Annotated in this window: 20 protein-coding genes and 1 pseudogene; 12 read left to right on the forward strand and 9 right to left on the reverse strand. The window is 29.7% G+C overall.

The window, feature by feature from the left end:
• Nucleotides 1–2 precede the first annotated feature (2 nt).
• Entirely contained in the window at nucleotides 3–1094 is a 1092-nt protein-coding gene (locus GQR92_RS15820; RefSeq protein ID WP_158841211.1) for a fatty acid desaturase family protein, read from the reverse strand.
• Between the two features lie 123 nt (nucleotides 1095–1217).
• Here GQR92_RS15820 and rsmG point away from each other — a divergent pair, with 123 nt between their 5' ends.
• Nucleotides 1218–1847, forward strand: coding sequence for a 16S rRNA (guanine(527)-N(7))-methyltransferase RsmG (gene rsmG, locus GQR92_RS15825; protein WP_158842213.1), 630 nt, complete (start codon nucleotides 1218–1220; stop codon nucleotides 1845–1847).
• Between the two features lie 7 nt (nucleotides 1848–1854).
• Here rsmG and GQR92_RS15830 read toward each other — a convergent pair whose 3' ends face one another.
• On the reverse strand, nucleotides 1855–2934 hold the full coding sequence (locus tag GQR92_RS15830) for an SGNH/GDSL hydrolase family protein (RefSeq protein ID WP_158841213.1): 1080 nt from the start codon (nucleotides 2932–2934) through the stop codon (nucleotides 1855–1857).
• Nucleotides 2935–3061: 127 nt separating this feature from the next.
• On the opposite strand from GQR92_RS15830, the pseudogene GQR92_RS18030 reads away from it, so the two are divergent.
• Nucleotides 3062–3211 (forward strand): annotated as a pseudogene (locus GQR92_RS18030) (16S rRNA (guanine(527)-N(7))-methyltransferase RsmG); the annotation flags it as partial.
• A gap of 54 nt (nucleotides 3212–3265) precedes the next feature.
• Here GQR92_RS18030 and GQR92_RS15840 read toward each other — a convergent pair.
• The 6 genes from GQR92_RS15840 to GQR92_RS15865 all read right to left on the reverse strand — a co-directional run bounded on the left by GQR92_RS15840 (nucleotide 3266) and on the right by GQR92_RS15865 (nucleotide 11288).
• Nucleotides 3266–4222 carry a bile acid:sodium symporter family protein gene (locus tag GQR92_RS15840; RefSeq protein ID WP_158841215.1) on the reverse strand — a complete coding sequence of 319 codons (957 nt, stop codon included), beginning with the start codon at nucleotides 4220–4222 and terminating at the stop codon, nucleotides 3266–3268.
• 15 nt (nucleotides 4223–4237) lie between these two features.
• Complete coding sequence (locus GQR92_RS15845) at nucleotides 4238–4936, reverse strand: hypothetical protein (protein WP_158841217.1); 699 nt, start codon at nucleotides 4934–4936, stop codon at nucleotides 4238–4240.
• A gap of 125 nt (nucleotides 4937–5061) precedes the next feature.
• The gene (gene pulA / locus GQR92_RS15850; RefSeq protein ID WP_158841219.1) at nucleotides 5062–7368 is read right to left on the reverse strand and encodes a type I pullulanase; all 2307 of its coding nucleotides are present in this window, start codon (nucleotides 7366–7368) and stop codon (nucleotides 5062–5064) included.
• 61 nt (nucleotides 7369–7429) lie between these two features.
• Nucleotides 7430–8347, reverse strand: a complete 918-nt coding sequence (locus tag GQR92_RS15855) for a glutaminase (protein WP_158841220.1) — start codon at nucleotides 8345–8347, stop codon at nucleotides 7430–7432.
• 173 nt (nucleotides 8348–8520) lie between these two features.
• A complete protein-coding gene (gene lysS / locus GQR92_RS15860) occupies nucleotides 8521–10215 on the reverse strand; it encodes a lysine--tRNA ligase (RefSeq protein WP_158841222.1) in 1695 nt (564 codons plus the stop codon).
• A gap of 572 nt (nucleotides 10216–10787) precedes the next feature.
• Nucleotides 10788–11288: a DUF456 domain-containing protein gene (locus GQR92_RS15865; protein WP_158841224.1), complete on the reverse strand. Its 501-nt coding sequence runs from the start codon at nucleotides 11286–11288 to the stop codon at nucleotides 10788–10790.
• Nucleotides 11289–11453: 165 nt separating this feature from the next.
• On the opposite strand from GQR92_RS15865, the gene GQR92_RS15870 reads away from it, so the two are divergent.
• From GQR92_RS15870 to GQR92_RS15915, 10 genes are all read left to right on the forward strand, one after another.
• Nucleotides 11454–11816, forward strand: a complete 363-nt coding sequence (locus GQR92_RS15870) for a BlaI/MecI/CopY family transcriptional regulator (RefSeq protein WP_158841226.1) — start codon at nucleotides 11454–11456, stop codon at nucleotides 11814–11816.
• Between the two features lie 245 nt (nucleotides 11817–12061).
• Nucleotides 12062–13417 (forward strand): M56 family metallopeptidase, encoded by a 1356-nt coding sequence (locus tag GQR92_RS15875; RefSeq protein WP_158841228.1) that lies wholly within the window; start codon nucleotides 12062–12064, stop codon nucleotides 13415–13417.
• Nucleotides 13418–13424: 7 nt separating this feature from the next.
• On the forward strand, nucleotides 13425–14678 hold the full coding sequence (locus GQR92_RS15880) for a tetratricopeptide repeat protein (RefSeq protein ID WP_158841230.1): 1254 nt from the start codon (nucleotides 13425–13427) through the stop codon (nucleotides 14676–14678).
• Nucleotides 14679–14720: 42 nt separating this feature from the next.
• The gene (locus tag GQR92_RS15885) at nucleotides 14721–15197 is read left to right on the forward strand and encodes a hypothetical protein (protein ID WP_158841232.1); all 477 of its coding nucleotides are present in this window, start codon (nucleotides 14721–14723) and stop codon (nucleotides 15195–15197) included.
• A gap of 336 nt (nucleotides 15198–15533) precedes the next feature.
• Nucleotides 15534–16115: an RNA polymerase sigma-70 factor gene (locus GQR92_RS15890; protein ID WP_158841234.1), complete on the forward strand. Its 582-nt coding sequence runs from the start codon at nucleotides 15534–15536 to the stop codon at nucleotides 16113–16115.
• Between the two features lie 118 nt (nucleotides 16116–16233).
• On the forward strand, nucleotides 16234–17373 hold the full coding sequence (locus GQR92_RS15895; protein ID WP_158841236.1) for a FecR family protein: 1140 nt from the start codon (nucleotides 16234–16236) through the stop codon (nucleotides 17371–17373).
• Between the two features lie 149 nt (nucleotides 17374–17522).
• A complete protein-coding gene (locus GQR92_RS15900) occupies nucleotides 17523–21107 on the forward strand; it encodes a SusC/RagA family TonB-linked outer membrane protein (RefSeq protein WP_158841238.1) in 3585 nt (1194 codons plus the stop codon).
• A gap of 11 nt (nucleotides 21108–21118) precedes the next feature.
• The gene (locus tag GQR92_RS15905; RefSeq protein ID WP_158841240.1) at nucleotides 21119–22612 is read left to right on the forward strand and encodes a RagB/SusD family nutrient uptake outer membrane protein; all 1494 of its coding nucleotides are present in this window, start codon (nucleotides 21119–21121) and stop codon (nucleotides 22610–22612) included.
• Between the two features lie 2 nt (nucleotides 22613–22614).
• Nucleotides 22615–23595, forward strand: coding sequence for a substrate import-associated zinc metallohydrolase lipoprotein (locus GQR92_RS15910; RefSeq protein ID WP_158841242.1), 981 nt, complete (start codon nucleotides 22615–22617; stop codon nucleotides 23593–23595).
• Between the two features lie 8 nt (nucleotides 23596–23603).
• The gene (locus tag GQR92_RS15915; RefSeq protein WP_158841244.1) at nucleotides 23604–24977 is read left to right on the forward strand and encodes a DUF4302 domain-containing protein; all 1374 of its coding nucleotides are present in this window, start codon (nucleotides 23604–23606) and stop codon (nucleotides 24975–24977) included.
• Between the two features lie 237 nt (nucleotides 24978–25214).
• Here GQR92_RS15915 and obgE read toward each other — a convergent pair whose 3' ends face one another.
• Nucleotides 25215–26204 (reverse strand): GTPase ObgE, encoded by a 990-nt coding sequence (gene obgE / locus GQR92_RS15920; RefSeq protein ID WP_158841246.1) that lies wholly within the window; start codon nucleotides 26202–26204, stop codon nucleotides 25215–25217.
• Nucleotides 26205–26271: the final 67 nt, after the last annotated feature.

Here is a 26271-nt window from a genome sequence, read left to right on the forward strand (position 1 = left end):
ACTTATGCTATTTCAGGGTTTTTACCCAAAACTCCCAAATGTCTAAAATGTTCTATAACTGCTTTACGCATAGTATCGTATTCGTTATATGGCAAATTAAATTCCTTGGCGGTTTCTTTTACAATTTTAGCTAATTTATCATAATGTACATGAGAAATGTGCGGAAAAATATGATGTTCAACTTGATGATTTAAACCACCTGTATAGAAATTTACCAACCAATTACTAGGCGCAAAGTTAGATGTGGTGTATAATTGATGGACTGCCCAAGTGTGTTCTAAATTTCCTTCTTTATCTGGAAGTGGCATTTCTGTATTTGGTACAATATGTGCCAACTGAAAGACCAAACTTAAAATCATACCTGCAGTATAATGCATAACAAAAAAGCCAATTAAAATTTTCCACCAAGCTACGTCTAAGACTAATAGCGGTAAAAGGATCCAAAGTGCATAATAAGCTACTTTAGAAATTATTAATTTAGTCCATTCTGTTGCTGGGTTTGGAAATTTACCGTAAGATAATTTTTGTTTTAAATAACGGTGCATTTGTTTAATGTCTGTAGTAATAGCCCAGTTTATAGTTAATAACCCGTATAAAAAGATAGAATAATATTTCTGAATTTTATGAATTGGTAACCAAGTAGAATGTTGAGAAAAACGAATAATTCGTCCTGCATCTATATCTTCATCATGGCCTTCTACGTTTGTAAATGTATGGTGCAACACATTGTGTTGTACTTTCCAATTATAAACATTACCAGCTAAAATATACATACTACTTCCCATGAGTTTGTTTACCCATTTTCTTTTAGAAAAAGAATCATGATTAGCATCGTGCATTACATTCATACCAACACCAGCCATTCCTATTCCTGTAACTACCATTAAAAGTGCCATTACCCATTGTGGCATAGAAACGGTTAAAATTAAAATAAATGGAACTAAGAAAAGAGAAAACATTATAATTGCTTTTGTGTACAATTTCCAGTTTCCTGTTTTTTGTAATTCGTTTTCCTTAAAATATGTATTTACTCTTTTGTTTAGAGTTCTAAAGAATTTCGCTTTATCTACTCTCGAAAAGTTTATTGTTTTCATGTACTGTTTTAAATAATTTACAAAAATATGCTTTTTGAAATAGCTTTTTATGATAAACGTCACTTATTGTTAAGAATTGTTTCAATACAAATAACTATTTTTGCAATTCAAATATATTTATTGATGGAAATTATACACAAGTATTTTAAAGACTTAACGGCTATTCAGATAGAACAGTTCTCTAAGCTTCAAGAATTATACCAAGACTGGAATTTAAAAATAAACGTTGTTTCTAGAAAAGATATAGACGAATTGTATTTGCGCCATGTGTTGCATTCTTTAGGAATTGCAAAAGTGATACAATTTAAACCAGGTTCTAAAGTAATGGATGTTGGTACAGGTGGAGGATTCCCTGGTATTCCATTAGCAATTTTGTTTCCAGAAACTCAGTTTCATTTGGTAGACTCTATTGGTAAAAAGATAAAAGTAGTAAAAGAGGTTGTAGAAGGTTTAGGTTTAGAAAACGTAAAAACTACAAACGGTAGAGTAGAAGAAGTAAAGGATACTTATGATTTTATTGTAAGTAGAGCAGTAGCACAAATGGAAACATTTGTGGGATGGACTAAGGGTAGAATTGCTAAAAAGCAAAATCACGATTTAAAAAACGGAATTTTATACTTAAAAGGTGGTGATTTATCTGAAGAATTAAAATTATATACGTCTGCAACAATTTATAATTTACCAGATTATTTTGATGAAGATTTTTATGAAACCAAAAAAGTGGTTCATTTAGCGATGAAATTTAAAGGGTAGGTATTATCTACCAATCTATATTTTCTTTAATAAAATTAATTAAACTTTTTGCCATTAATTCTTGTTCTTTTATAGATGGATGACCAACACTTTTTTTATATGGCATAACGTGTGTGTAAATTGCACTATCATTTAAATGATCAACTGCTTTTCTAATATATTTAATCCATTTAGAGCCTTTTTTACTTGCATCCATAGATCCTAGTGTGCAGATAATATTGGCTCTAGGATAATGTTTTCTTATTTTAGATACAAATTGTTGGTATGCATTTATAATATATTTTTCATTTGGAGGTTTAGTGCCAAACCTAGCTTTAAACTCATCGTTTTCTGGCATATTTACTAACCAAGAATCATTTTGTAATAAGTTAATCACTACTACATCCGGAGTATAAAGAGAGAAATCCCATTTGCTATTTGGGTCTTTAGGTATTAATCGATCATACATTTCTGGCATTATTAGTGGAAACCAACTAACTGTTATTCCAATTCCACTTTTACAGATGCATTGATATTTTGCATCAAAGTGTCTGGCAGTAATGGCAGCATAACTTAAATAATTGTTAGTGTAAGTACTGTCTGGAGAATCTTTTTCAGATAAATCTTCAACTGCATATCCAGCAGTTATAGAGTTTCCGTAAAATTCTATTTTTCTTTTTTTACTTATAGGCTTCTTTAGTACTTTTGAATTTCCTTCTAATTTGAAACCGTAAAAAGAAGTTTTACCTCTATTCCATTCAGTTCTTTTAAAAATTTCAAGGGTATGTTTTCCTTTCGGTAATTTTGATGCAAGTTTATAATAACGTTTAATTGTATCTGGACGTAAAATAAAGAGGCTATCATTATCAATTATAATATTGTAATAATTATCTCCTTTTTCATTTTTAAGCAATGCTGATATAGATTCGCCTTCAAAATTAATTTTTATGGAAGTTCCTGACCAATATAGTTCTGCTGCTTTCGTTTTTGAAGAGTCTATTCTGCCCGAATATTCTATTTGCGAATTTGTATAATTTATGAGTGTTTCTTTTTTTGAAGAACACGCAAAAACAAGAGATAAAACTATAAGTAAAAGTATCCTTCTCAAAATGATAGGTATTTTTTTTTGTATTTAAATGTGCAGCAACGTTATGTTTAGTAAAAAACAACATAATAACGAAGATACTTTAAAATCAAATAAAAATGTATTCTATTTAAAATAAACTACGGTTTTAAACGGAATTTTATACTTAAAAGGTGGTGATTTAACTGAAGAATTAAAATTATATACGTCTGCAACGATTTATAATTTACCAGATTATTTTGATGAAGATTTTTATGAAACCAAAAAAGTGGTTCATTTAGGGATGAAATTTAAAGGATAGGTTTTTTCTTTACAATTAAAAATTAGTAGTTTTTAGAATTTTATAGGCTGCTTTTTAAGGTTTTTTTTTTGTTGCCACAATACTAATTATTAGTATTTGTGTGGCATGAAACAGCATGAGTGGTAATAATATAATACCAATAGTTGCCATGTTGCCAAATAGTATTTTTGAAAAAACAGTGCCATGTACTAAAGATTTTTTTGTACCACAAAATTGTGCTGTAATTTGATCTTCTCTATTAAGGTTTATTTTTTTAGACAAAAAACCAGTGAGATAAAAGGCTGTAGAAAACAATAGCATAACACCAACTAAAATAATACTTAAATCTAAAAAGGAAACAGCACTAAATATGTTTCTTTCAAAAGATTCAGCAAAACTTTTGTAAATAATTAAAAGGATAATCGATTTATCAAAAATGGTAAGTTTACTGCTATGTTTTTGTACAAAAGCACCCAGAAAACGTTGTAAAAGAAGTCCAATTACAACCGGTACAATTATTTGAAGCATCAATTTTAGGTAAATGTCTGTAAAATTAAAATCCGTTTGTATCTCATTTACAAAGAGTCCCATCCATAAAGGAGTGATAGCAATACCTATAATTCCGGATATACTTGCATTAAAAATAGCTGCAGGAATATTGCCCTTTGCCATAGAGACCATAACCACAGAAGAAGATACTGTAGATGGTAAAGCAGCTAGGAAAAAGAAGGCTAACCAAATGGTTTCTTGTTCTTCGTTTTGTATGAAAGGGTGCAGTAATAAAACGAGTAAAGGAAAGATTAAAAAGGTAGATAGTTGCACTAGAATATGCAATTTCCAATTTTTGAGCCCTTCTTTTAGTTTACTAGGACTTAATTTTAGTCCATAAAAAAAGAAGATAAGTGAAATACCAATCGAACTAATAGTATTTATCGGAATTTCGCTTTCTTGTGTTCCCCATTGAGGAAATATATAAGCGATTAATATTACGATTATAATGGATACTACAAACTTATCAATCTTTATTTTCATTGACTATTTTTAAAATTAACAAATCATCATTAAACGAGTTTCTCCTGTTTTTTCTTTAGGAGCTCTATGAAGGCAAGGAAGTATTTTGCTTTCTGGATGGTCTATTGCTAGTTTCCATAAATGACCAATACCTAAACTAATTATTTGTGCTTCTGGTTTTGCTTGATAATGTAAATCAAAGAAAAATTCACTTAAAAAGGCTTCAAAACCAGCATCTGGTCCATCATAAAGTTTTTTGAGCTCTGCTCTTATTTCTGGAATAAGTATTTTTTGTGTGCCTTGTGCATTGGGTAAAATATCACTTGCTTCTCCGTAATACGTGCATAAAAAAGTGTCTGTTGGTATTGGAGAACGATCTACATGAAAAGAATACACGTCTGTAGGTAAAGAAGGAAAAACATCATCTCTCTCATAACATCTAATAAGGTTAATTGTAGGAGACGCTCCATGAGTTTTTAATAACTTAAAATCATTTAAAAGGATAGTACGAGCCAATTGTCCTTCTTTACTTAATTGAAGTTCTAGAAGTTTTTGGGGGGTAAGTTCTGCCATGTTTCCTTCTAGAGGTGCTTTTTTAACAATTTCAGAAAAATCTCCAATTAAATTACGAGACCAACACATTGCGTTTACTTCTCCTTGAAAAGGTGATGAAGTAAGGTCTTTAAAATTGGTAACTTGCTGAATTTGATTTTCAGTTTGAGACGAATTAATCATAAGAAATTATAGCGTTGTGTTTATTTGAGATAGGTTTTAATGACTTAAATTCCTAGCGCACAAATTTCTGTTTTTTCTTTTAGAAATAAACTAAATTTAAAAGGTTTTATTAATAGAATGAGTTTTTAATTTAACCTTGAGATTTCTTTTAATAAAAATAACAAATATTTTTCTAATGCAGTATTCTCTTTAGATTGAATGGTCATTAAGAATGATGATTTAAGCTCAATTGTATTATTAAAAAGAGCCTCTTTTTCGTTTAAATCATTCCATAGATTATCCCAAAAAGCAATAACATCATTAGAGTTAGATTCAATTTTAGAAGCAGTATAAGCAGCTTTTAATCTTTCTTCGCAATTTATAAACCGACTTCTAGCGTCTCCCGTTTCTATAAAAAGTTTTTCTACCAACTCTAAAAGTTTCTCTTTATAATATTTTTCTTTGGCAGTCATTTTTTTCTGAAACAAAACCATCATAGAAATAGCAGGAACAGTTACAGTGTCGCTAACACTTTCTTTGCCTTCAAAATCAAAAGAATCTTTTAGCACTGCAATTTTATAAGATTGGTTTAGCTCATAATTTATGTCATGATTTTGTCCATTAAAGATGACCAATATTTTTGACCAAGAATCATTATTTGCGTTGTTTTTTAGCAGATAAGAAACCAAACCATCATCTATTTTTTTAAATTTTAAATTATCTTGAACGTCCTTAGCTGTTGGCATTCTAAAAGCAGGGTGCTCTTTTCTTAGTTTGATAAGGTTTTTATAATAGGATAAAACATCGGCATTTTCTATTTTTAAATTCCAATCAATTTCATTGATAGCATCGGGAGATTTATAAGAGTTACGATCTCCTTTTTTTGTGCTCATCATTTCTGAACCTTCATGTAAAAAAGGAGTTCCTTGAGAGGTCATTACAATAGCGGTAGACAATTTATGCATTGCCTTAATTTCTTCTGCAGAAGCATCTGGGCTAGATATTTTTAATTTATCGAATAAGGTAAAATTATCATGACAGGAAACATAATTAATTGCTTGCCAAGGTTGTTGAGCCCAAGGAGCTTTCGAATAATTTACGTATTCATAATTTACTTGTGGATGCTCTATGGCACCTACAATTCCGCATTTAATAGATTCTTCAGTAAATTTTGCACCACTAACAAAACCTGTACTCTCATCTTCAAAAACGGCTCCTTTTATAGCATCTCTAATATCATCAGAAAAAGCAGCAATTTGTGGCATTTGCGAAATGTGTTTTTTTAAAGCACGCTTTTCTTCTGGTAGCGGAGAGCTACCACCAACCCAACCTTCACCATAGATAAGTGCATTGGGGTTTATTTTTTTTACTTCATTGGCAATTAAATTCATAGTTTCTATGTCGTGAATTGCCATTAAATCAAAACGAAAACCATCTAAATGATATTCTTCCGTCCAATATTTTACAGACTCAACCATAAATTTTTGAGTCATTTTTCTTTCAGAGGCAGTTTCATTACCACAACCCGATGCATTAGAGTAAGTACCATCAGTATTAAATCGATAATAATAACCTGGGTTTTCTAAGTTAAAATTAGAAGTTTCTGTTTTTCCTGTATGATTATAAACAACATCCAAAATAACTCCGATACCTGCATCATGAAAAGCTTGTACCATTGTTTTAAATTCGTAAATACGGACTTCTGCTTTAAAAGGATCTGTAGAAAAAGAGCCTTCTGGAACATTGTAATTTTGAGGATCGTAGCCCCAATTGAATTGTGGAGTTTCTAAATGCGTTTCATCAATAGAATATTGATCAAAAGTTGGTAATAAATGTACATGTGTAATTCCTAATCTTTTTATGTGGTCTATTGCAGTTGGAACATTTTGAGTGCTTTTTACGCCTTTTTCTATCAAACCTAAATATTTACCGGGATAAGATGAGTTGGCTTCTTTTTGAATGGTTATATTTCGAATATGAAGTTCATAAATAATAGCATGATTTGGCATGTCTAACGGAACATATTTGTCTTGCTCCCAATTTTCGGGATTCGTTTTATCAGTATTTAAAACCATGGCTCTATTTCCATTTACTCCAACTGCCTTAGCATAAATTCCTGGGGTTTCTGCCAACCAAGTTTCATTAATACATGTTTGGTATGTATAGTAGGTTCCGTCTAAATCTCTGTCAATAGTTTTAAACCAAAGTCCATTTTCTTCAGCAATTAAATCTAAGGTTTCAAAAGCATCAGTATTATTACCAGTTTTATATAAATTTAGCTTTATAGCGTTAGCTCTTGGAGACCATATTTTAAAAGTAGTTTTTTCTTTAGAGTAGTCTAACCAAAGGCTTTTATCTGTTGTAGGGTATTCTTCAAAAGAAGAAAAATTGTGTTTATTTTGTTCCATCTCATCCTTATTGAAAGTACAAGAAAGTTCCTCTTTTTTATTCATATATCCAATGTAATTATTGAATATATTTTGAGTTTTTATTGCGCTGTTATTTGTCTATTTTCTAAAAAATAGAAGAAGTAGTTTTTGAGGTAAATTTCTCTAAAAACAACATTCCTTTATAAGAATTTCCTTTGATGTTTAACTTCGGACTCCAAACAGCAATGCAGTATTTATCTGGGTGAATGGCAACAATTCCGCCTCCAACACCACTTTTACCAGGTAGTCCAACACGAAAAGCAAACTCACCAGATTCATCATAAAAACCACAAGTAAGCATAATGGCGTTAATTCTTTTTGTTTGACTTTCTGTAATTACTTTTTCTCCTTTTTGTGTTGTAAAATTATCAATCGTTAGATATAAAAATATTTTTGAAAGTTCTTTACAGGTCATTTCTAAAGAACACATGTGAAAGTAAAAGTCTAAGACTACATCTACGTCATTTTTAATGTTTCCAAAAGATTTTATAAAATTACAAAGCGCAACATTTCTATACCCAGAACTTTTTTCCGATTGTGCTACTTTCTCGTTATATTTTAAAGTAGGAATGTTAGAAATATCTTTACAGAAGTCTAAGAAGTCTTCTTTTGGGTTGTTAAGGTGACTGACCAATACATCGCAAACCACAATTGCGCCAGCATTTATAAAAGGGTTTCTAGGTTTTCCTAAATCTGCTTCTAATTGTAATAAAGAGTTAAACGGATTTCCAGAAGGTTCTACATCTACTCGGTCCCATAATTTTATGCCTTCAAATTTATAAGCTAAGGTTAATGAAAGAATTTTAGTAATACTTTGTACCGAAAACTTTTTGTCAAAATCGCCAACACCAAAAGATTCTTTATCAATAGTTGTAACAGCAACGCCAAAATTAGATGGATCTACAAATGCCAATTCAGGAATGTAATTGGCTACTTTACCAATGTCAGCTACATTTTTTACATCAGCATAAACGCATTCAATTACTTCTTTATAATTTTCCATTCTTATTGGTGTTCTTAGTAACACAAACCTATTCTAAAATTATGTAAGAAACAACATAAAAAGACATCATAAAAAAAAGGAACTACATTGCTGTAATTCCTTTTGTAAATTATGAGATTCCTCAATCGCCTAAAAAGGCTCATTTCAGAATGACAAGTCTTATCAAAGTATTGTTAAACAAGCTCCACAAACAAACCATCGTCTGTTTTAGTAACCTTTGCAACTTTATGTTTTGTTAAACCTTTAATGGTTTTATCCCATTTTTTGTTAGACAAACCAGATTTTACTTTTAAGTCGTTTAAATCTATTTTTTCTGCTTTGGTAACAATTGCCAAAACAGCTTTTTCATCAGCATTCAATTCTACTGCAGTCGCTTTTTTCTCTGGTCTCATTTGAGGGAAGAATAAAACTTCTTGTATAGATTGGTTGTTGGTTAAAAACATAATTAAACGGTCCATTCCAATTCCCATTCCAGAAGTTGGAGGCATTCCGTATTCTAACGCTCTTAAGAAATCTTCATCAATAAACTCAGTTGCTTCATCATCTCCTTTTTGAGCTAATTTTAATTGGTGCTCAAAACGCTCACGTTGGTCAATTGGGTCATTTAATTCAGAATATGCGTTGGCAATTTCTTTACCACAAACCATTAACTCAAAACGCTCTGTTAATTCTGGGTTGTCTCTGTGTTCTTTACAAAGCGGAGACATTTCTTTAGGATAATCGGTAATAAAAGTTGGCTGAATGTAGTTTCCTTCACATTTTTCACCAAAAATTTCATCAATTAACTTTCCTTTTCCCATTGTTTCATCCACAGGAATATTCATGCCTTTTGCAGCAGCTCTAATTTCATCTTCTGTTTTACCAGTAATATCAAAACCAGTAAAATGTTTAATAGAATCTGCCATTGTAACTCTGGCATAAGGCGCTTTAAAGTCTATTTTGTGTTCACCAAAAGTAGCTTCAGAAGTTCCGTTTACTGCAATAGCACAATGCTCTAAAAGTTGCTCTGCAAAATCCATCATCCAATTGTAATCTTTGTAAGATACATAGATTTCCATGGCTGTAAATTCAGGGTTATGAGTTCTGTCCATTCCTTCATTTCTAAAGTTTTTAGAGAATTCATACACACCATCAAAACCACCAACAATTAATCTTTTTAAATACAATTCATTGGCAATTCTCATGTATAACGGAATGTCTAATGAGTTATGATGCGTTATAAAAGGTCTTGCTGCTGCACCTCCAGGAATTGGTTGTAAAACCGGAGTTTCAACTTCAAAATAACCAGCATCATTAAAGAAAGAACGCATTGCGTTAAACAATTTTGTTCTTTTTATAAACACCTCTTTTACGTGTGGGTTTACTACTAAATCTGCATAACGTTGTCTGTAGCGTAATTCAGGATCTGTAAAAGCATCATAAGTAACACCGTCTTTTACTTTTGGTAAAGGCAATGGTTTTAAAGACTTACTTAACAATGTAAAGTTCTTAACACGTACTGTTTTTTCTCCCACTTTAGTGGTAAACAATTCTCCTTCAATCCCTACAAAATCACCTAAATCTAGTAATTTTTTAAAAACATCATTGTACAAGGCTTTATCCTCACCAGTACAAATTTCATCACGGTTAAAATACACTTGTATTCTACCTTCTCCGTCTTGTAATTGTGCAAAAGAAGCTTTTCCTTGTATGTTAATAGACATTAGTCTACCAGCAATAATTACCTTTTTTCCTTCAGCATAATCTTGCTTTATCTTTGCTGAATTTGAATCTATTGGATATAAATCTGCAGGATAAGGATTGATGCCTAAAGCGCGTAATTTTACGAGCTTTTCTCTACGTACAACTTCTTGTTCTGATAATTGCATTTGCTGTTTAGTTTTCTAATGTTTATTTAAGAATGCAAAGATACAATCAAATGAATTAATAGACAATTGAGAATAAAATAAAAAACAACTTCTTTATTTGAGAATATCTAAAAACATCGTATATTTGTCGGCTGCTTTTTGTTAGGGCAGCATTAGTTGTGTTGTTTTGGCGCTTTAGTAAAAGCGTCGTGGTTTTGTTAACCAATGGAAAGCTTCCCTGAAACGGGACGCTTTTTTTTATGCCTTTTTGTGAATAGAATGCACGTTTGTTTTTGTATAATGTGCTAATTGGTCTCTTAAATTTTCTTTTTTTTAGTAGCTATTTCCAGCTTTCCGTTATATCTTTTTTCTGAAATAGAAAAAAGGATGCCACTACAATCTGGGCTAGACTTGTTTGCAGACTTATATCAATCTTTAAATTATATGTAATCCTCGTTAAGGAATTGTCTCGTCATTGCTAAGAATGAAGCAATCTCTAAATATAGAATACGTAAATCTTAATAAACAGATTACTTCGTCGTTCCTACTCGTAATGACGCTTCTCATGATTTGTTGAGAATAAAAAATAGTATTTAAAAAAAGCTTCCTTTAAATTCCCAAAACTGAATTATAAATAGCACAAAATAGATCGCTGCAATAGAAAATTTAATGGTAGCTGAAGCTAAAAACCCAATAAATGCACCGAAAGAAGCTTTTAAAGCTCTGTTTGTGTCTTTGCTATCATAAAGTAGTTCTCCTACAAAAGCACCCAAAAAAGCGCCAATTAACATTCCAAACGGAATAGGAGAGAACAAGCCTACAAATAAGCCAATTGTAGTACCGTAAACTCCATATTTTGTGCCGCCAAAACGTTTTGTGCCCATGCCAGGTATAAAATAATCGAGAATCCAAATTAAAATGGCCACGGCTAATGTAATTCCTAAAAAAGTCCAATCCATCGGAATTATTTTAGTAAAATGTAATAAAAGTAAACCTACCCAACTTGTTAAAGGTCCGGGTAAAATGGGTAAAAAAGCGCCAATAATGCCTAAGCAAACAAAAAGGAATCCTAATAGTAATAAAAATATATCCATAAATATTTTAATAATTATACGGGTTTAAAGTCAATAAACATCACAGTTTTCTAATTATAAGACGATTATAGTTAAGTTATGTTACAAAATTTTTAACTAATAAATTAGTTTAAACTATATAATTAGTTATATTTGCATTGTTGAACTAAAAACTTAGTTATAATTATGAGCAAACAATTAACAAAAGCAGAAGAGCAGATTATGCAAGTCTTATGGGATTTAAAAGAAGCTTCTGTAAAGGAAGTGATAGAAAAATTACCGGAACCAAAACCTGCATATAATACCGTTTCTACCATTGTTAGAATTTTAGAAACCAAAGAATTTGTTGGGCATAAACCTGTAGGAAGAGGATTTATCTATCATCCTATTATTGAAAAAGAAGCCTACAGTAACCAGAGTTTACACAAATTAATGAATGGTTATTTTGATGGTTCTTTTAAAAGTATGGTTTCCTTTTTTGTAAAAGAAAATAAAATGGACGTTGCGGAACTAGAATCTATTTTAAAGGAAGTGAATAAAGGGAAGTAAGGATTCAGTATTCAGTCACAGTTTGCAGTTTACAAAACCTGTCATTCCGATGAGATACGAAGAGGAATCTCATTTTAGATTTCTCAATCGTCTAAAAAGACTCATTTCGAAATGACAGAAAAAGGAAAATAAGTAAGCAGTAATTCAGTAATAAGTTGGCAGTCTCAGTTTTCAGTTCCTGTCAGTTCGAGTGATTTTGACTTTTCGTTAAAATTGTATCGAGAACATTTAAAAATAAAAAAGCGATGATCAATTATATTCTACAAGTCATATTATTTCAAGTATTGTTTTTGGCTATTTATGATTTCTTTCTAAGTAAAGAAACCTTTTTTACTAAAAACAGATGGTATTTAATTAGTACACCAATTGTATCTTTCATTTTACCGTTTATTAAAATTCCTACGTTTCAAAAAGCGGTTCCAAAAGAGTTTATTATTTATTTACCAGAAATCGTTTTATCACCAGAAAAAGTAATTCAGGATGTTTTTCAAGAAACGAGTTTGTATCAATCTATAAATTATGTACACCTGTTATTTTGGTTTGGTTTCAGTCTTTTTTTGATACTTTTTTTAATAAAATTGTTTAAAATAACAAACCTAATTAGAAAAAGCGAAGTTGTAAAAAAAGCGAATCACACTTTAGTTTTAATACCGAATCAAACCAAGGCATTTTCTTTTTTCAACTTTATTTTTTTAGGGAAAGAAATTCCAATTTCTCAACAAACACAAATTATAGCACATGAACTAGTGCATAGTAATCAAAAGCATTCTTTAGATTTATTATTCTTCGAATTTTTAAAAATCATGATGTGGTTTAACCCAATGATTTTTATTTATCAAAAGAGAATAACACTCATTCACGAGTATATTTCTGACGAAGTAGCTGCAAAGTCTGAAACAAAAGAAATTTATATCAATAATTTGCTATCCAACTTTTTTCAAGTTGAAAACATTGCCTTTGTAAATCAATTTTATAAAAAAACCTTAATTAAAAAAAGAATTATTATGATGAAAAAGAAACAATCAAAAAAAATGAATCAGTTAAAGTATTTGTTACTAATTCCGGTATTGGCGAGTATGTTATTTTATACTTCTTGTGTATCTAATGATAGTACAAAAGAATCTGAAATAGAATTGTTAAAGGTAGAAAATCAACAATTAAGAGATTCGTTAAGTGTTAAAAATAAACAGTTAGAGATTTCATCTAAACTTGCTAGATATAAAAGAGATACTAAAAATAATATTTCTCCAGACGGTTCTGTTTCATTTATGATCATAGATAAAGCACCAACTTTTCCAGGTTGTGAGCCTGGAGATAAAGCTTGTTTCTCAAAAATGGTGCAAAAACATTTTATTAAAAACTTCAATAGTGAATTACCAAATACTCTTGGTTTAGAATCAGGTAAAAAGAGAGTGTTTATTGGTTTTAGAATAGATAAAGAAGGTAATGTTGTAGATGTAGATTCAAGAGCTCCACACCCAGATATTAAAGAAGAAGTGATTAGAGTTATGAATATGTTGCCGAAAGTAGCACCTGGCGAACAAGACGGTAAAACGGTGGGTGTAAAATATTCCATTCCATTTACAATAGTAATTGAATAATAAGTTTATGAAAAAGAACATTGTACTTGTATTTTTATTTGTAATTGTTAAAGTCGGGGCGCAAACTCCGGCTTTTTCTAAAGTAGATAGTTTATTTGAAATTGGTCGATATAAAATAGCTTTAATGGAGTTAGATAAAATAGAAAGTCCTTCCTTTTTATCAAATTATAAAACAGCTATTATTTATGAATCTATCGATAATTATAACAAAACGATAGAGTTTTTAGAAAAAGCATTGGTTTTTAAAGCAGATTACCAAGCAAAATTAAAATTAGCAAAAGCCTATCAAAGAATTAAAAATACGAATAAGGCTGTTGAAATTTATGAAGAAATTGTAGCAAAAGATTCTTTAAACTTAGTTTTAAAATATCAGTTAGGTAAGTTGTATTTATCAGCAAAGAAAGGAGATAAAGCAATTATTATATTTAAAGAATTGATAAAAGAAAATCCTTTAAATGCGCATTATTCATATCAATTAGGGATTGGGTATGCTCTAAAAAATGATAGAAATAGAATGATAAACAGTTTTTTAGATACGTACGCTAAAGATGCTACTCATTTTAATGCTGTTTTAAGATTGGCAACTAGTTTTAATAAATTAAAAGAAATTGATTCTACTCAAATATTTGTAAAAAAAGGACTTGAGTTGGATAGCAATCATATTGCTTTAAATAAGTTGAAAGTAAATCAATTATATAGAGATAAGAAATATGTAGAAGCAATTCCGTTTTTATTAAAATTAGATGCTATTTCTAAAAATGATACATTTCCGACTTCTATGTTGGGGAGAACTTATTACAATTTAGATAGTTTAGACAAAGCAGATATCTATTTTAAAAAACTATTTTCTATGGATGGAGAAAATTATAAAGCGTTTACATATCGTGGTCATATAGCATCAAAACAAAAGAAATATTTAATTGCTGCTACGTATTACAGAATGGCGACTTTTATAGGGAAAGATAAAAGAGATGAAGAATATTATGGTTTAGGAACTGTGAATTATGAGTTAAAGAAACCTAAAGAAGCAATTTTTTATTTCGATAAAGCGTTTTCGGAAAATAGAAATAATTACAAAGCATTGTATCAAGTAGCTAAATTATCTGATGATTATTATAAAGACAAATCGATTGGATATAAAAAGTATGTAAGGTTTTTAGAACGTTTTGAAAGTAGAGACACAATAATGGCTAAATTCGTAAAAAAACGAATTTTAGACATCAAAAAAGGCTATTTTTTAAGAGGTGAAAAGTTGGAATAAAAAGTCGTTAAAGTTTTGTAAATTCACACTCTAAATAAAAGTATGTTTTTAAAGGGTTTATCTTTTTTAATAATGTTGGTTTTTATCACTTCGTGTGATTTATTTTGCCCTCCAAAGGTTAAAAACACATCAGATTTAGACACTATTGTAGATTTTTCTTCTGTAGATACTTTTCCTTCTTTTAAGGCTTGTGATGCTATTATTGATAAACAAGAAAAAATGGATTGTTTTAGAATAACCATTCATCAGAAAATAGGGGCGGAGTTACAGAAGCTAGAATTATCGATTAAAGATTCTATTGATGAAATTATCTATGTAGATGTAATTATTAATTCTGATGGAATTTTTAGATTAGATGCTATTCAATCTTCAGATACTATAAAAAAAGAATTACCTAAACTAGACAGTTTACTTAAGGCTAGTGTAGAAAAACTACCAAAAATTTATCCTGCAAATAAAAGAGGCATTCCTGTTACTACAAAATATAGGTTGCCGATTAGAATTCAATTAAAAGAATAAAATATATATAATTTACTGCCTATTATTTAACTTTTTAATTTTTTTATTAAAGAGTCTAATAACTATATTTTAAAGCTAATATTATTTTGCTGATATGCCTTTTTTTCTGCGCATAATTTATTTTTTAATCGATTTTTATATAGTAAATGTAATGGTTTCGTAATAATTACTTTACAAAATGATAATTATGGTAACATTAAATTAATTTGTATTTAATGTTTTATATTTACGGCTAACAAAAATAGTTTTAACTTTCTTTTCTCTTTAAAAGAAGAATTTACGATTGTTTTGTAAGTTAAAAGTATTTTTAGAAATAAGTAAAATAGTATAGTTTTTATGAATAACCATTTTTTAATAGCGCAAATAAAAAAGAAAGATACTGTCGCTTTTGAAAAATGTTACGATTTATTTTTTCAAGATTTAGTGATTTTTGCAAATAGATATGTATCCGATTTTTCAGTTAGTGAAGATGTTGTTCAAGAAGTATTTGTTTATATATGGGAACACTCAGAAAAAATGGAGATTAAAACATCACTAAAAGCTTACTTATTTGTGATGGTAAAAAATAGGTGTTTGAATCATTTAAAATCTATAAAAATTACCGATAACCAAGATTATATAGAATATAGTAGGTCTTTAATTGATCGTGTAGAAATACTTAATTTTACAGAAGAGAACAATACTCTTTATTTAAAGGTTTTAGCAATTGTAGATGAGATGCCTTTAAAAATGCAAAAAATTTTTAAATTAAAATTTATAGAGGATTATAAGTATAATGAGATTGCAGAAGAGCTAAATATTTCTCTAAATACGGTTAAAACACAGTTAAAGAGAGCGAAAATTAGGATTAATGATTCTTTAGTGATTTTGCTTTTTTGGTTAATATTCATCAATGTTTTTGCCTTATTGTTGATTTAATTTAAATTTTATTTAAAAATTATTGCTTTTTTTGTCACCCTTTTTTAGTTTCATGTTGTCTATAGTGTATAGTATTTAATTACAAATTATAATTACACTTAAAAAAGACATTTTTAAAATGGAATTTCTCTTAATAATAAAAAAGATAAACAATACGCTTTCTGAGGAGGAAAAGGTAGCGTTTGATGCATGGTATTCAGAGTCTGAAAAACATAGAGCGTATTTTAAAAGTGTGCAAGAAAACAAGAATTCTGAAAAATACCTTTTTGATAAAGAAAAGAATTGGAAAGTAATTAAGAGTAAAACAAAAATTACAAAAAAAACAATTTGGAAATATTACGCGGCAGCAGCTTCAATAGCATTATTGTTTTCAATATCTTATTTATTTAATCCTATAAATAAAAAAGTAAATACTTCAGTAATAATTACCGATACAGGTTATAGTAATAAAGCAATACTAACTTTAGAAAATGGAGAGGAAATACTTCTTTCTAAAGATCATAAAATAGAAAATTCACTTTTTAAAAGTGAAGATAAAAGCATTGCGTATAAAAAGCCAGTTACAAAGCAATCTGAAGAAGTTGCAAATCAACCTGAAATTATCTACAACTACCTAACAACAAAAAAAGGAGGAGAATTTTCTTTAACCTTGGCAGACGGAACAAAAGTGTGGTTAAATTCAGAATCTAAGCTTAAGTATCCTGTCAGCTTTATAAAAGGACAACCAAGAAACGTAGAATTAATTTATGGAGAAGCTTATTTTGAAGTTTCATCAAGTGAAAATAATTTTGGAGATTGTTTTAATGTTTTAAATTCTTTACAGAAAGTATCTGTTTTAGGTACCCACTTTAATGTAAAAGCATATCCAGATGATCATTTAATAACTACTACATTAATAGAAGGTAAGGTAGTTGTAGAAAATAATAAAAACCATAAAATGTATTTAGAATCTAATCAAGAGATAACTTTAAATATCTTAACATTAGAAATGCAAAAGAAGTACGTAGATGCAAAAGATAAAATTTATTGGGTAAATGGGTATTTTAATTTTGAGAATACTTCTTTGTTAGAAATTACAAAAATACTTTCTAGATGTTATGATGTTAACATCTCTTTTGAAAATGACAAAATAGAAGATTTAAGATTTAATGGAGTTTTAAGTAAAAAGCAAGATATAAAATCTGTCTTAGATGCAATTATAAATACAACAGATATTACTTATGAAATAAATAATAAAAAAATTAAATTTAGAAAATAAAAAGGAACGTGGTTTGCCTATCTCTCACAATATTAAAACCACAATTCCTTAGGTTCATGCTTATTAATAATTAAACACTTAACAAATTTATGGAAATTAAATTTACTGGAGACTTTTTTCTGTTTCGAAAAAAGCTATTAACAACTATTATGAAAACATTCATATACTTATTCTGCGCAATTTCGTTTGCATTTGTACCAAGCGAAGGAGTGTCTCAAAATGCAAAAATTAAAATTGATACAGATAAAATTATATCTGTAGAAGAGGTTTTTGATTTAATTAAAAAACAAACAGATTATACGTTTGTTTACGAAAATAGTATCTTTAAAAAGCTGCCTAAAGTAAGCTTACATAAAGGTGTTATTATTGTAAAAGATCTTTTAGATAAAAGTCTACATGCAAGTAATGTAGTTTATCAATTTAATAAAAATGGATCAATATTATTAAAGAAGATGCCAGTGCAACAAAAAGTTTCTGGTGTTTTAGTTGATAATAATGATATGCCTGTTATAGGGGCGTCTGTGCGTGTAAAAGGAACAGGTGTTGGTACTGCTACAGATTTTGATGGGCAGTTTTCTATAGCCGCTTCTAAAGGAGATGTTTTGGTATTTCAATCTTTAGGTTTTCAATCTAAAGAAGTTGTGGTTGGTAGTTTGTTTGTAATTAAGGTAACCTTACAAGAATCATCAGAAAACTTAGCAGAAATCGTCATCACAACAGGTTACGATAAAATTAACAAGAAAAGTTTTACAGGTGCAGCAACAACAATTAAGTCGGCAGATTTAAAAATTGATGGTATAAATGATGTAAGTAGAATGTTAGAAGGTAAAGTAGCCGGTGTTGTTGTACAGAATATTACAGGAACTTTTGGGGCAGCACCTCAAATTACAATTAGAGGTTCTTCTTCTGTTTTTGGTAACAATAATCCATTATACGTAATAGATGGTGTGGTGCAAGAAGATATTGTAGAGCAAGATTTAGATGCCTTAACTTCTGGGGATGCTTCTACTTTAATTAGTTCTTCTATAGCTGGTGTAAATGCTACAGATATAGAGAAAATAGATATATTAAAAGATGCTTCTGCAACCTCTATTTATGGTGCAAGAGCAAGAAACGGAGTTGTAGTTATAACTACAAAAAGTGGTAAAAGAGAGAGCCCTTTAAAAGTAAGTTATACGCTAGAGCAAACGGTAAGAGATATTCCATCATATTCTCAATACGATATTTTAGATTCTAAAGAAACTATTGGTGTTTTAGAAGGCTTAAGAAGTCAAGGTTATTTAAGATTACCAGATGTTGGTAATTCTAGATTTTCTGGAGTTTACGGTATTTTAGAAAAGAAAATTAACAGCTATTCTAATGGTGGTTTTGGGGTGCCAAATACAGCAGAAGGAAGAAGTGCTTTTTTAAAGGATTATGAGTTGGCAAATACCAATTGGTTTAAAAAATTGTTTAGACAATCTTTAATGCAAAATCATACGCTAAACTTTACAGGAGGTGGAGAAAACAATTCTTTTTATGCGTCTATTGGTTTTTTACACGATCCAGGGTGGTCTGTTGCAGATAAAGTATCTAGAATAACAACTAATTTAAAGAATACATTTTATTTTTCAGATAAGTTTAATTTATCAATTGCTACAGTTGCCTCTGTTAGAAATCAAAAAGCACCAGGTTCTTTTAATAGAGAAGCCAATGTTGTAGACGGTCAGTTTAGTAGAAATTTTGATATCAATCCATTTAGTTACGCATTAAATACTTCTAGAGCTTTAAGACCAAGAGATAATGATGGTAATTTAGAATACTACACAAATAATTGGGCAGCATTTAATATCTTAGAAGAATTAGAAAACAATACATTAGATTTAGATGTAAAAGATATTCGTTTTCAATTAGATGCTTCTTATAAAATATCAGATAATATTACATACGATTTAAACGCATCAGCTAGATATGTAAATAGTGTTAGAGAACATCAAATTAGAGAAAACTCTAATGTTGTTAGAGCCTATAATGCCGATGAAACAAGTGTAATAGCAAATGCAAATATCTTTTTATATAGAGACCCAAATAATTTAGATGCAATTCCTATTCCTGTTTTTCCAGAAGGCGGTTTGTATCGTAAATTTGATAACAGTTTAACCTCTTATTATGTTAGAAATAGTTTTCAGTTAAAAAAAGAGTTTAATGAAAAACATGATTTTAATGCTTTATTAGGTCAAGAATTAAGATACGTAGATAGAAATAACGAAAATTTTACGGGTTATGGTTTGCAATATGAAAATGGATTTGTACCATTTACAGATGCTAGATTATTAGAAAAAGTAATTGCAGAAGGAGGAAACTATTTTGGTTTAGGTAGAGATAGAGAAAGAACAGTAGCTTTCTTTGGTAGAACTACTTATACCTACAATAATAAATATGTTTTTTCTTTAACAGGAAGGTATGATGGTTCTAACAGACAAGGTAAAAGTACCAAGTCTAGATGGTTGCCTACAGGTACTGTAAGTGCAAAATGGAATGCAACTGAAGAGAATTTTATACAAAAATCAGACGTTATTAATAATTTACAATTTAGAGCTTCATATGGTTTAAGTGCTTCTCCTGGTCCTGCTACCAACTCTTTGGCTATTTTTAGAAGTGAAATTACAGATAGGTTAACGCCAACGGAAAGAGAAACATATTTAGATATTCAAGATTTAGAAAACTCAGAATTAACTTGGGAAAAACAAAACGAATTAAATATTGGTGTAGACTTAGGTTTATTTAATAATAGAATTCAGTTTACAGCAGATGTGTATAAAAGAGATATTTTTGATAATATAGATTTTGTAAGAACTTCTGGTATTGGAGGTGAATTTGTTAAAAGAGGAAATAATTCTGATACAACTCAAAAAGGTGTCGAATTTGCTTTAACATCAACAAACGTAAAAACAGATAATTTTAGCTGGACTTCTTCTTTCAATTTCTCTTTTTTCGATCAAAAAATAACAAAACTTCAAAATACACCTAGAGTAATAGATGTTGTTGGTTTACAAGGAGGCCAGTTAGAAGGGTATCCAAATAATTCTTTGTTCTCTTTTCAATTTGATGGATTAAATTCAGACGGTATTCCAACATTTGTTTTACCAGAAGGAGACAACCCTGTTACCGATGTAAATTTTCAAGACAGTTTTAATATTACAGATTATTTAGTTTATAACGGTTCTGTGTTGCCAAACATAGCAGGTGGTATTTCTAATTCTTTTAAATATAAAAACTGGGATTTAAATATGTTAATCACAGGGTCTGGTGGTAATGTTGTAAGATTAAACCCTGCTTTAGACAACTTTTATTCTGGTACAAATGTATTTACAAAAAGTAGTGTAAATAGATGGCTTTTACCTGGTGATGAAAACATAACCAATATTCCTAAAGTTATAGATGTTAGAGATAATAATATTTATGACAGTAGCGATTTATCTAGAGCTTATAACGCTTATAATTTTTCTGATGCAAGAGTTGCAGATGGAGATTTCTTAAGAATGAAAAGTATTTCTTTAGGATATAGTTTTAATAAAGATGTATTGGATAAATTAAGTCTTTCTCATTTAAAAGTAAAATTTCAAGGAACTAACCTGTTTTTATTGTATTCAGATGATAAATTAAATGGGCAAGATCCAGAATTTTATGGCACAGGTGGTGTTGCTTTACCTATAACTAGACAATTTACAATGTCTTTAAATATTGGACTATAAAATATATTATAATGAAAAAAATACAGACAAATATTTTAAAAATAACCACAATTATATTTTTATTTTTAATAATTAGTTGTGATGATTATTTATCTGAACTACCAGATAATAGAGCAGAAATAGATTCTCCAGAAAAAATAAGTGGTTTAATTACCGGTGCTTATTCAGAAGGAAACTATCAATTAATGGCAGAATTAATGTCAGACAATGCTACTTCTAGATCAAATATAAGAAGTTATATAAATGTTTTTCTTGGAGAACAAATGTTTACTTGGAATACCAGTTTAGATGACGACCAAGACACACCAACATTTTTTTGGTCTAATACTTATGCTGCAATTGCACAAGCTAACCAAGCATTAGCTTCTATAAAAGAATTAGAAGGTCAATCTAATTTAGATGCACAAAAAGGAGAAGCTTTGTTAGCAAGAGCGTATGCACATTTTATGTTGGTTAATTTTTGGGGTAAACATTACAATCCTTCTACTTCAGAATCAGATTTAGGGATCCCTTATGTAACAGAACCAGAAACGGCTTTAATACAAAGTTATACTAGAAATACAGTTGCAGAAGTGTACGATTTGGTAGAGAAAGATTTATTAGAGGGAATGGATTTAATACAAGATAGAGAAAAAAATGCTAAATTTCATTTTTCTAAAGCAGCTGCAAATGCCTTCGCTGCTAGGTTTTATCAATATAAAGGAGATTGGGCTGAGGTTATTTCTTATGCCAATAAAATTCTTACCAATCCTAAATCGCAAATAAGAGATTTACTTGCATATCAAAATTTATCTTATTCACAAAGAACACTTCAATATAGTAATTCTTTAGAAGATTCAAATATTCTTGTAAGCTCTACAATGTCTTGGTGGGCAAGAAATTTTTGGAGAACTAACTATGGATTATCAAATTTAAATTCTGATGCAATATTTGAGGCAGACAATCCTTTTGGTAAAGGTTGGGCTTATGATATTTTTGGTTCTGTAGAAGGTTTTAATTTACCTAAATTTGATGAGTATTTTAAAATAACAAATCAATCTGCAGGTACTGGTAGAGGTTTTACAAGCCAGGTTTTATTTGGTTATGATGAAGCACTTTTAAATAGAGCAGAAGCTTACGCAATGCAAGAAGATTATGCAAACTGTTTAAAAGATTTAAATGATTTTTTATCAAAGAAAACTGAAGGACATGATAGCGGTTCTGATGTTTTAACTGAAGAAATGGTAGTTAACATGTTTCCTGTAACAAAAGATGAGTTAACCCCTTTTTATACTTTTAAAGATGATAAACAACTTTCTTTTATCAATGCAATCTTAAAATTCAGACAAAAAGAATTTTATCACGAAGGAATAAGATGGTTTGATGTAAGAAGATTTAATATAGCTATAGAAAGATATTACAGAAAAGACGATATAGATATAGCGTTGGCTAAAGAAGATTTAAGAAAACAATTACAAATACCAGAGTCTGCAATAAACTTTGGATTAACACCAAATCCTAGATAATTATGAGAAAATTATATATATACATTACAGTACTATTTTTAGGAGTTATAACTGCTTGTAATCAACAAGAAGAGGCATTAACAGAAAGTAATTTAAATACTCAAACACCAAATTTAAATACTACAGATCTGTGGTTAAGAGAAAACTTTACCAATCCATTTAATATTGATGTAAACTACCAATGGGATGAAGGTAGGGTAGATTTAAATAGATATTTATTTCCACCAACTTTAAATAAAGTAGTTCCTGTTATGGAAGTAGTTAAAAAAGTTTGGATTGATACCTACACGGAGTTAGGTGGTGAAGATTTTGTAAAAAATATTGCACCAAGAGAAATGGTTTTAGTTGGTGGTATAAATTTAAATGCTAGTGGAACAAGAACTTTAGGTTTTGCTGAAGGAGGAAAAAACATTGTTTTATTTGAAACGGATTTAGTAGATGTAAAAAGTAAAAGTGGTGTTGTAGAATTTATTAGAACGATACAGCATGAATATACACATATTTTAAATCAGCAAATACGTTATGATGAAGAGGCATTTAAACAAATAACACCAGGAGGTTATACAGCACAATGGTTTAACCCTGCAAATGAACAAGAAAGGTTTGATATTGCAAACAGTCTTGGTTTTATTACCGATTATGCGAGGTTAAATGAGAATGAAGATTTTGCAGAAATGGTAGAAACCATGCTTACTAATAATGCTACAGAATATCAAGAACTTATAGACAATATTAAGAGTAGAATTATTTCTAATGCTGTTTCTAATGCCTTAGATAATTTAGGTAGTAGTGCTTCGCAAGCAGAAAAAGATGCTGCAACACAAGCCGCAACTGTAACAGCAACTCCGCAAGCAGATAATGCTATTGCGCTTATAAAAGCAAAAGAGGCAATTGTTGCAGAATATTTCAAGAAATCTTTTAATATAGATTTATATGAATTGCAAAAATTAGCTACAGATAATATTTTAGAAGCAATAAAATAAATAAGAACATGAAAAATTTTAAAATAAATAGATACCCATTAATTTTGGCTCTTTGTCTTTTAGTGTTTAACAGCTGTCAAGATAATAGCGACCCAGAACTGTTGTTTGATGATGTACCAACAGTTAGAATAGAAAAGAGTATTGCAGCGTTAAAAACATCTTTACAAAGTTCAGAAAACGGTTGGAAAACAACTTATTTTACAGATGATACAGAATTAGGTGGTTTTACTTTTTTATTCGATTTTATTAGCGATTCTGAAGTAATTATGGATTCTGATTTTGGTACACCAGATGTTTCTACAGCTAGTTTGTATGATATTACATTGGGGTCTACTATTAAGCTTACTTTTACAACAAAAAATGTAATTCATGAGCTATCAGATTCAAATAATTCTCCAGACGAAGATCTTAGAGGACAAGGATATAAAGGTAGTTTTGAGTTTTTATACTTTAAAACAGACGGAGAAGATATTCTTTTTAAATCTAATAGAGACAGAGATATTATCATTCGTTTTTCTAGAGCATCTAAAGAAGACTGGACTAGTTTAATAACTCAAAATAGGTCAATGTTAGCATCGAATATTCCAATAGACCCATTAAAATCTGTTTTTAGAAATTTAACTTTAGAAAGTGGTGGTAAAACTACTTTATATGGTTTTTCTTTTAATGAGGCTAGAAGATTTGCAACAGTTACAGCAATAAGTAAAGATGCTACAATAACAGATTTTAAATTTGGTATTGCACCTACACCTACTGGTTTTAGTGTTAGTCCTGCAGTAGAAATAGACAATGTAACTTTAGACGAGTTTGTTTATAATGTAGAAAAGGATGAGTTTGTAGCGGAGGTTGATGGTGTTAAAATGACTTTAAATTATGCTGATGAGTTAAATTTTTTATTACCTTTTTATGATTTCGGTAACGAGTCTAGAGGCAATAATAGCTTACGTTTGTATAGAACAAGATTTGCAGATAGTGATTTATCAAGTCAACGATTTATTAATTTTTATAAAGACTGGGAGCAGCATTTTACAGATACACAGAGTGGTAGAACTATAGATCGTGTTTATATATATAATTTAGAGACAGACCCTTATGTAGAAATTCGTTATTTTTCAAGTGGAAGATCTTTTAGCTTGCGTTTTCCTTTTACCTATACTGTAACAGAAGCTGCTAATGGCAATAATATTATTAAGCTTACAGAAACTTTACCTGTAGCAACTGTTAGAAGAAGTGGAGCATTACCAATGCTAGAATTTCTTTTTAGAGATAGTGGTTTTTATGTACAAAAAATGATAGATTTAAATGCTGTACAAAATACATTAGGTATAATTCCTGTAGATGATACTACAATGCTTGCGCAATGGTATGATTTTATTAACTAATATAATGCTCATTATTTTAAGTAATAAAAATTTATAATTTTTATTTAAAAAAGAACCTTTTTATATATAAAAAGGTTCTTTTTGTTTTCTGTAAGTATTAAGTAAACTATTATTCTTTTTTAACTTTACAATAAAAAAAAGGTTATAATTTATGCTTTTGCAATAATTATAACCTTTCATCTATATGTATATTCTAAGTTTAGAATCTAAAAAAAGAAAAAATTGGTATTATACAGTTTAATTTAGCATTTTCCAAAGCTTGTCTTTCAATTCTTGTAGACCAATTTCTGCTACAGATGATATAAATATAGCTTCTACACCTTTTGGTAAATCTGCTTTTATTTCTGCTTGTAATTCATCATCTAACATATCTGTTTTAGAGATAGCCAATAATCTGTCTTTATCTAATAATTCTGGATTGTGTTTTTTTAGCTCATTTAAAAGAATTTCGTATTCTTTGTTAATGTCATCACTATCTGCAGGAACTAAGAATAACAAAGCTGAATTACGTTCTATATGACGTAAAAAACGATGACCTAATCCTTTTCCTTCTGCAGCACCTTCTATAATTCCAGGGATATCTGCAATTACAAATGTTTGATGATTTCTATGTTCTACAATCCCTAAGTTAGGTTTTAACGTTGTAAAAGCATAATCTGCAATTTTTGGTTTTGCAGAAGTTAAAACAGATAACAAAGTAGATTTTCCTGCATTAGGGAAACCTACTAAACCAACATCTGCTAATAATTTTAATTCCATTCTAAACCAACCATCAGCACCATCCATTCCTGGTTGAGAATATCTTGGGGTTTGATTTGTAGATGATTTAAAATGCCAGTTTCCAAGGCCACCTTTTCCACCACGTAATAAAACTACTTCTTTTTCGTGTTCTGTAACTTCTACAATTATTTCATCTGTATCGGCATCTTTTATAATGGTACCTAAAGGCACATCTATATAAATGTCTTCTGCATCGTGCCCAGTACTTCTACTAGCACTACCACCACCACCACCTTCGGCTCTAAAATGACGTTTAAACTTTAGGTGGAATAATGTCCACATATTTTTATCACCACGTAAAATAATGTGTCCTCCACGTCCACCATCTCCACCATCTGGACCACCTTTGGTAATATACTTCTCTCTATGCAAGTGCATAGAACCTTGGCCTCCTTTACCAGAAGAAGCATAGATTTTTATGTAATCGACAAAATTTCCTTCAGTCATAATTGTTGTTTAAGCGTGTAATTAATTTTTACTTTACCTATTAAAGTTTTACACAATTTAACAGTTA

The organism is Polaribacter sp. L3A8, from assembly GCF_009796785.1.
Classification (GTDB): Bacteria; Bacteroidota; Bacteroidia; order Flavobacteriales; family Flavobacteriaceae; genus Polaribacter.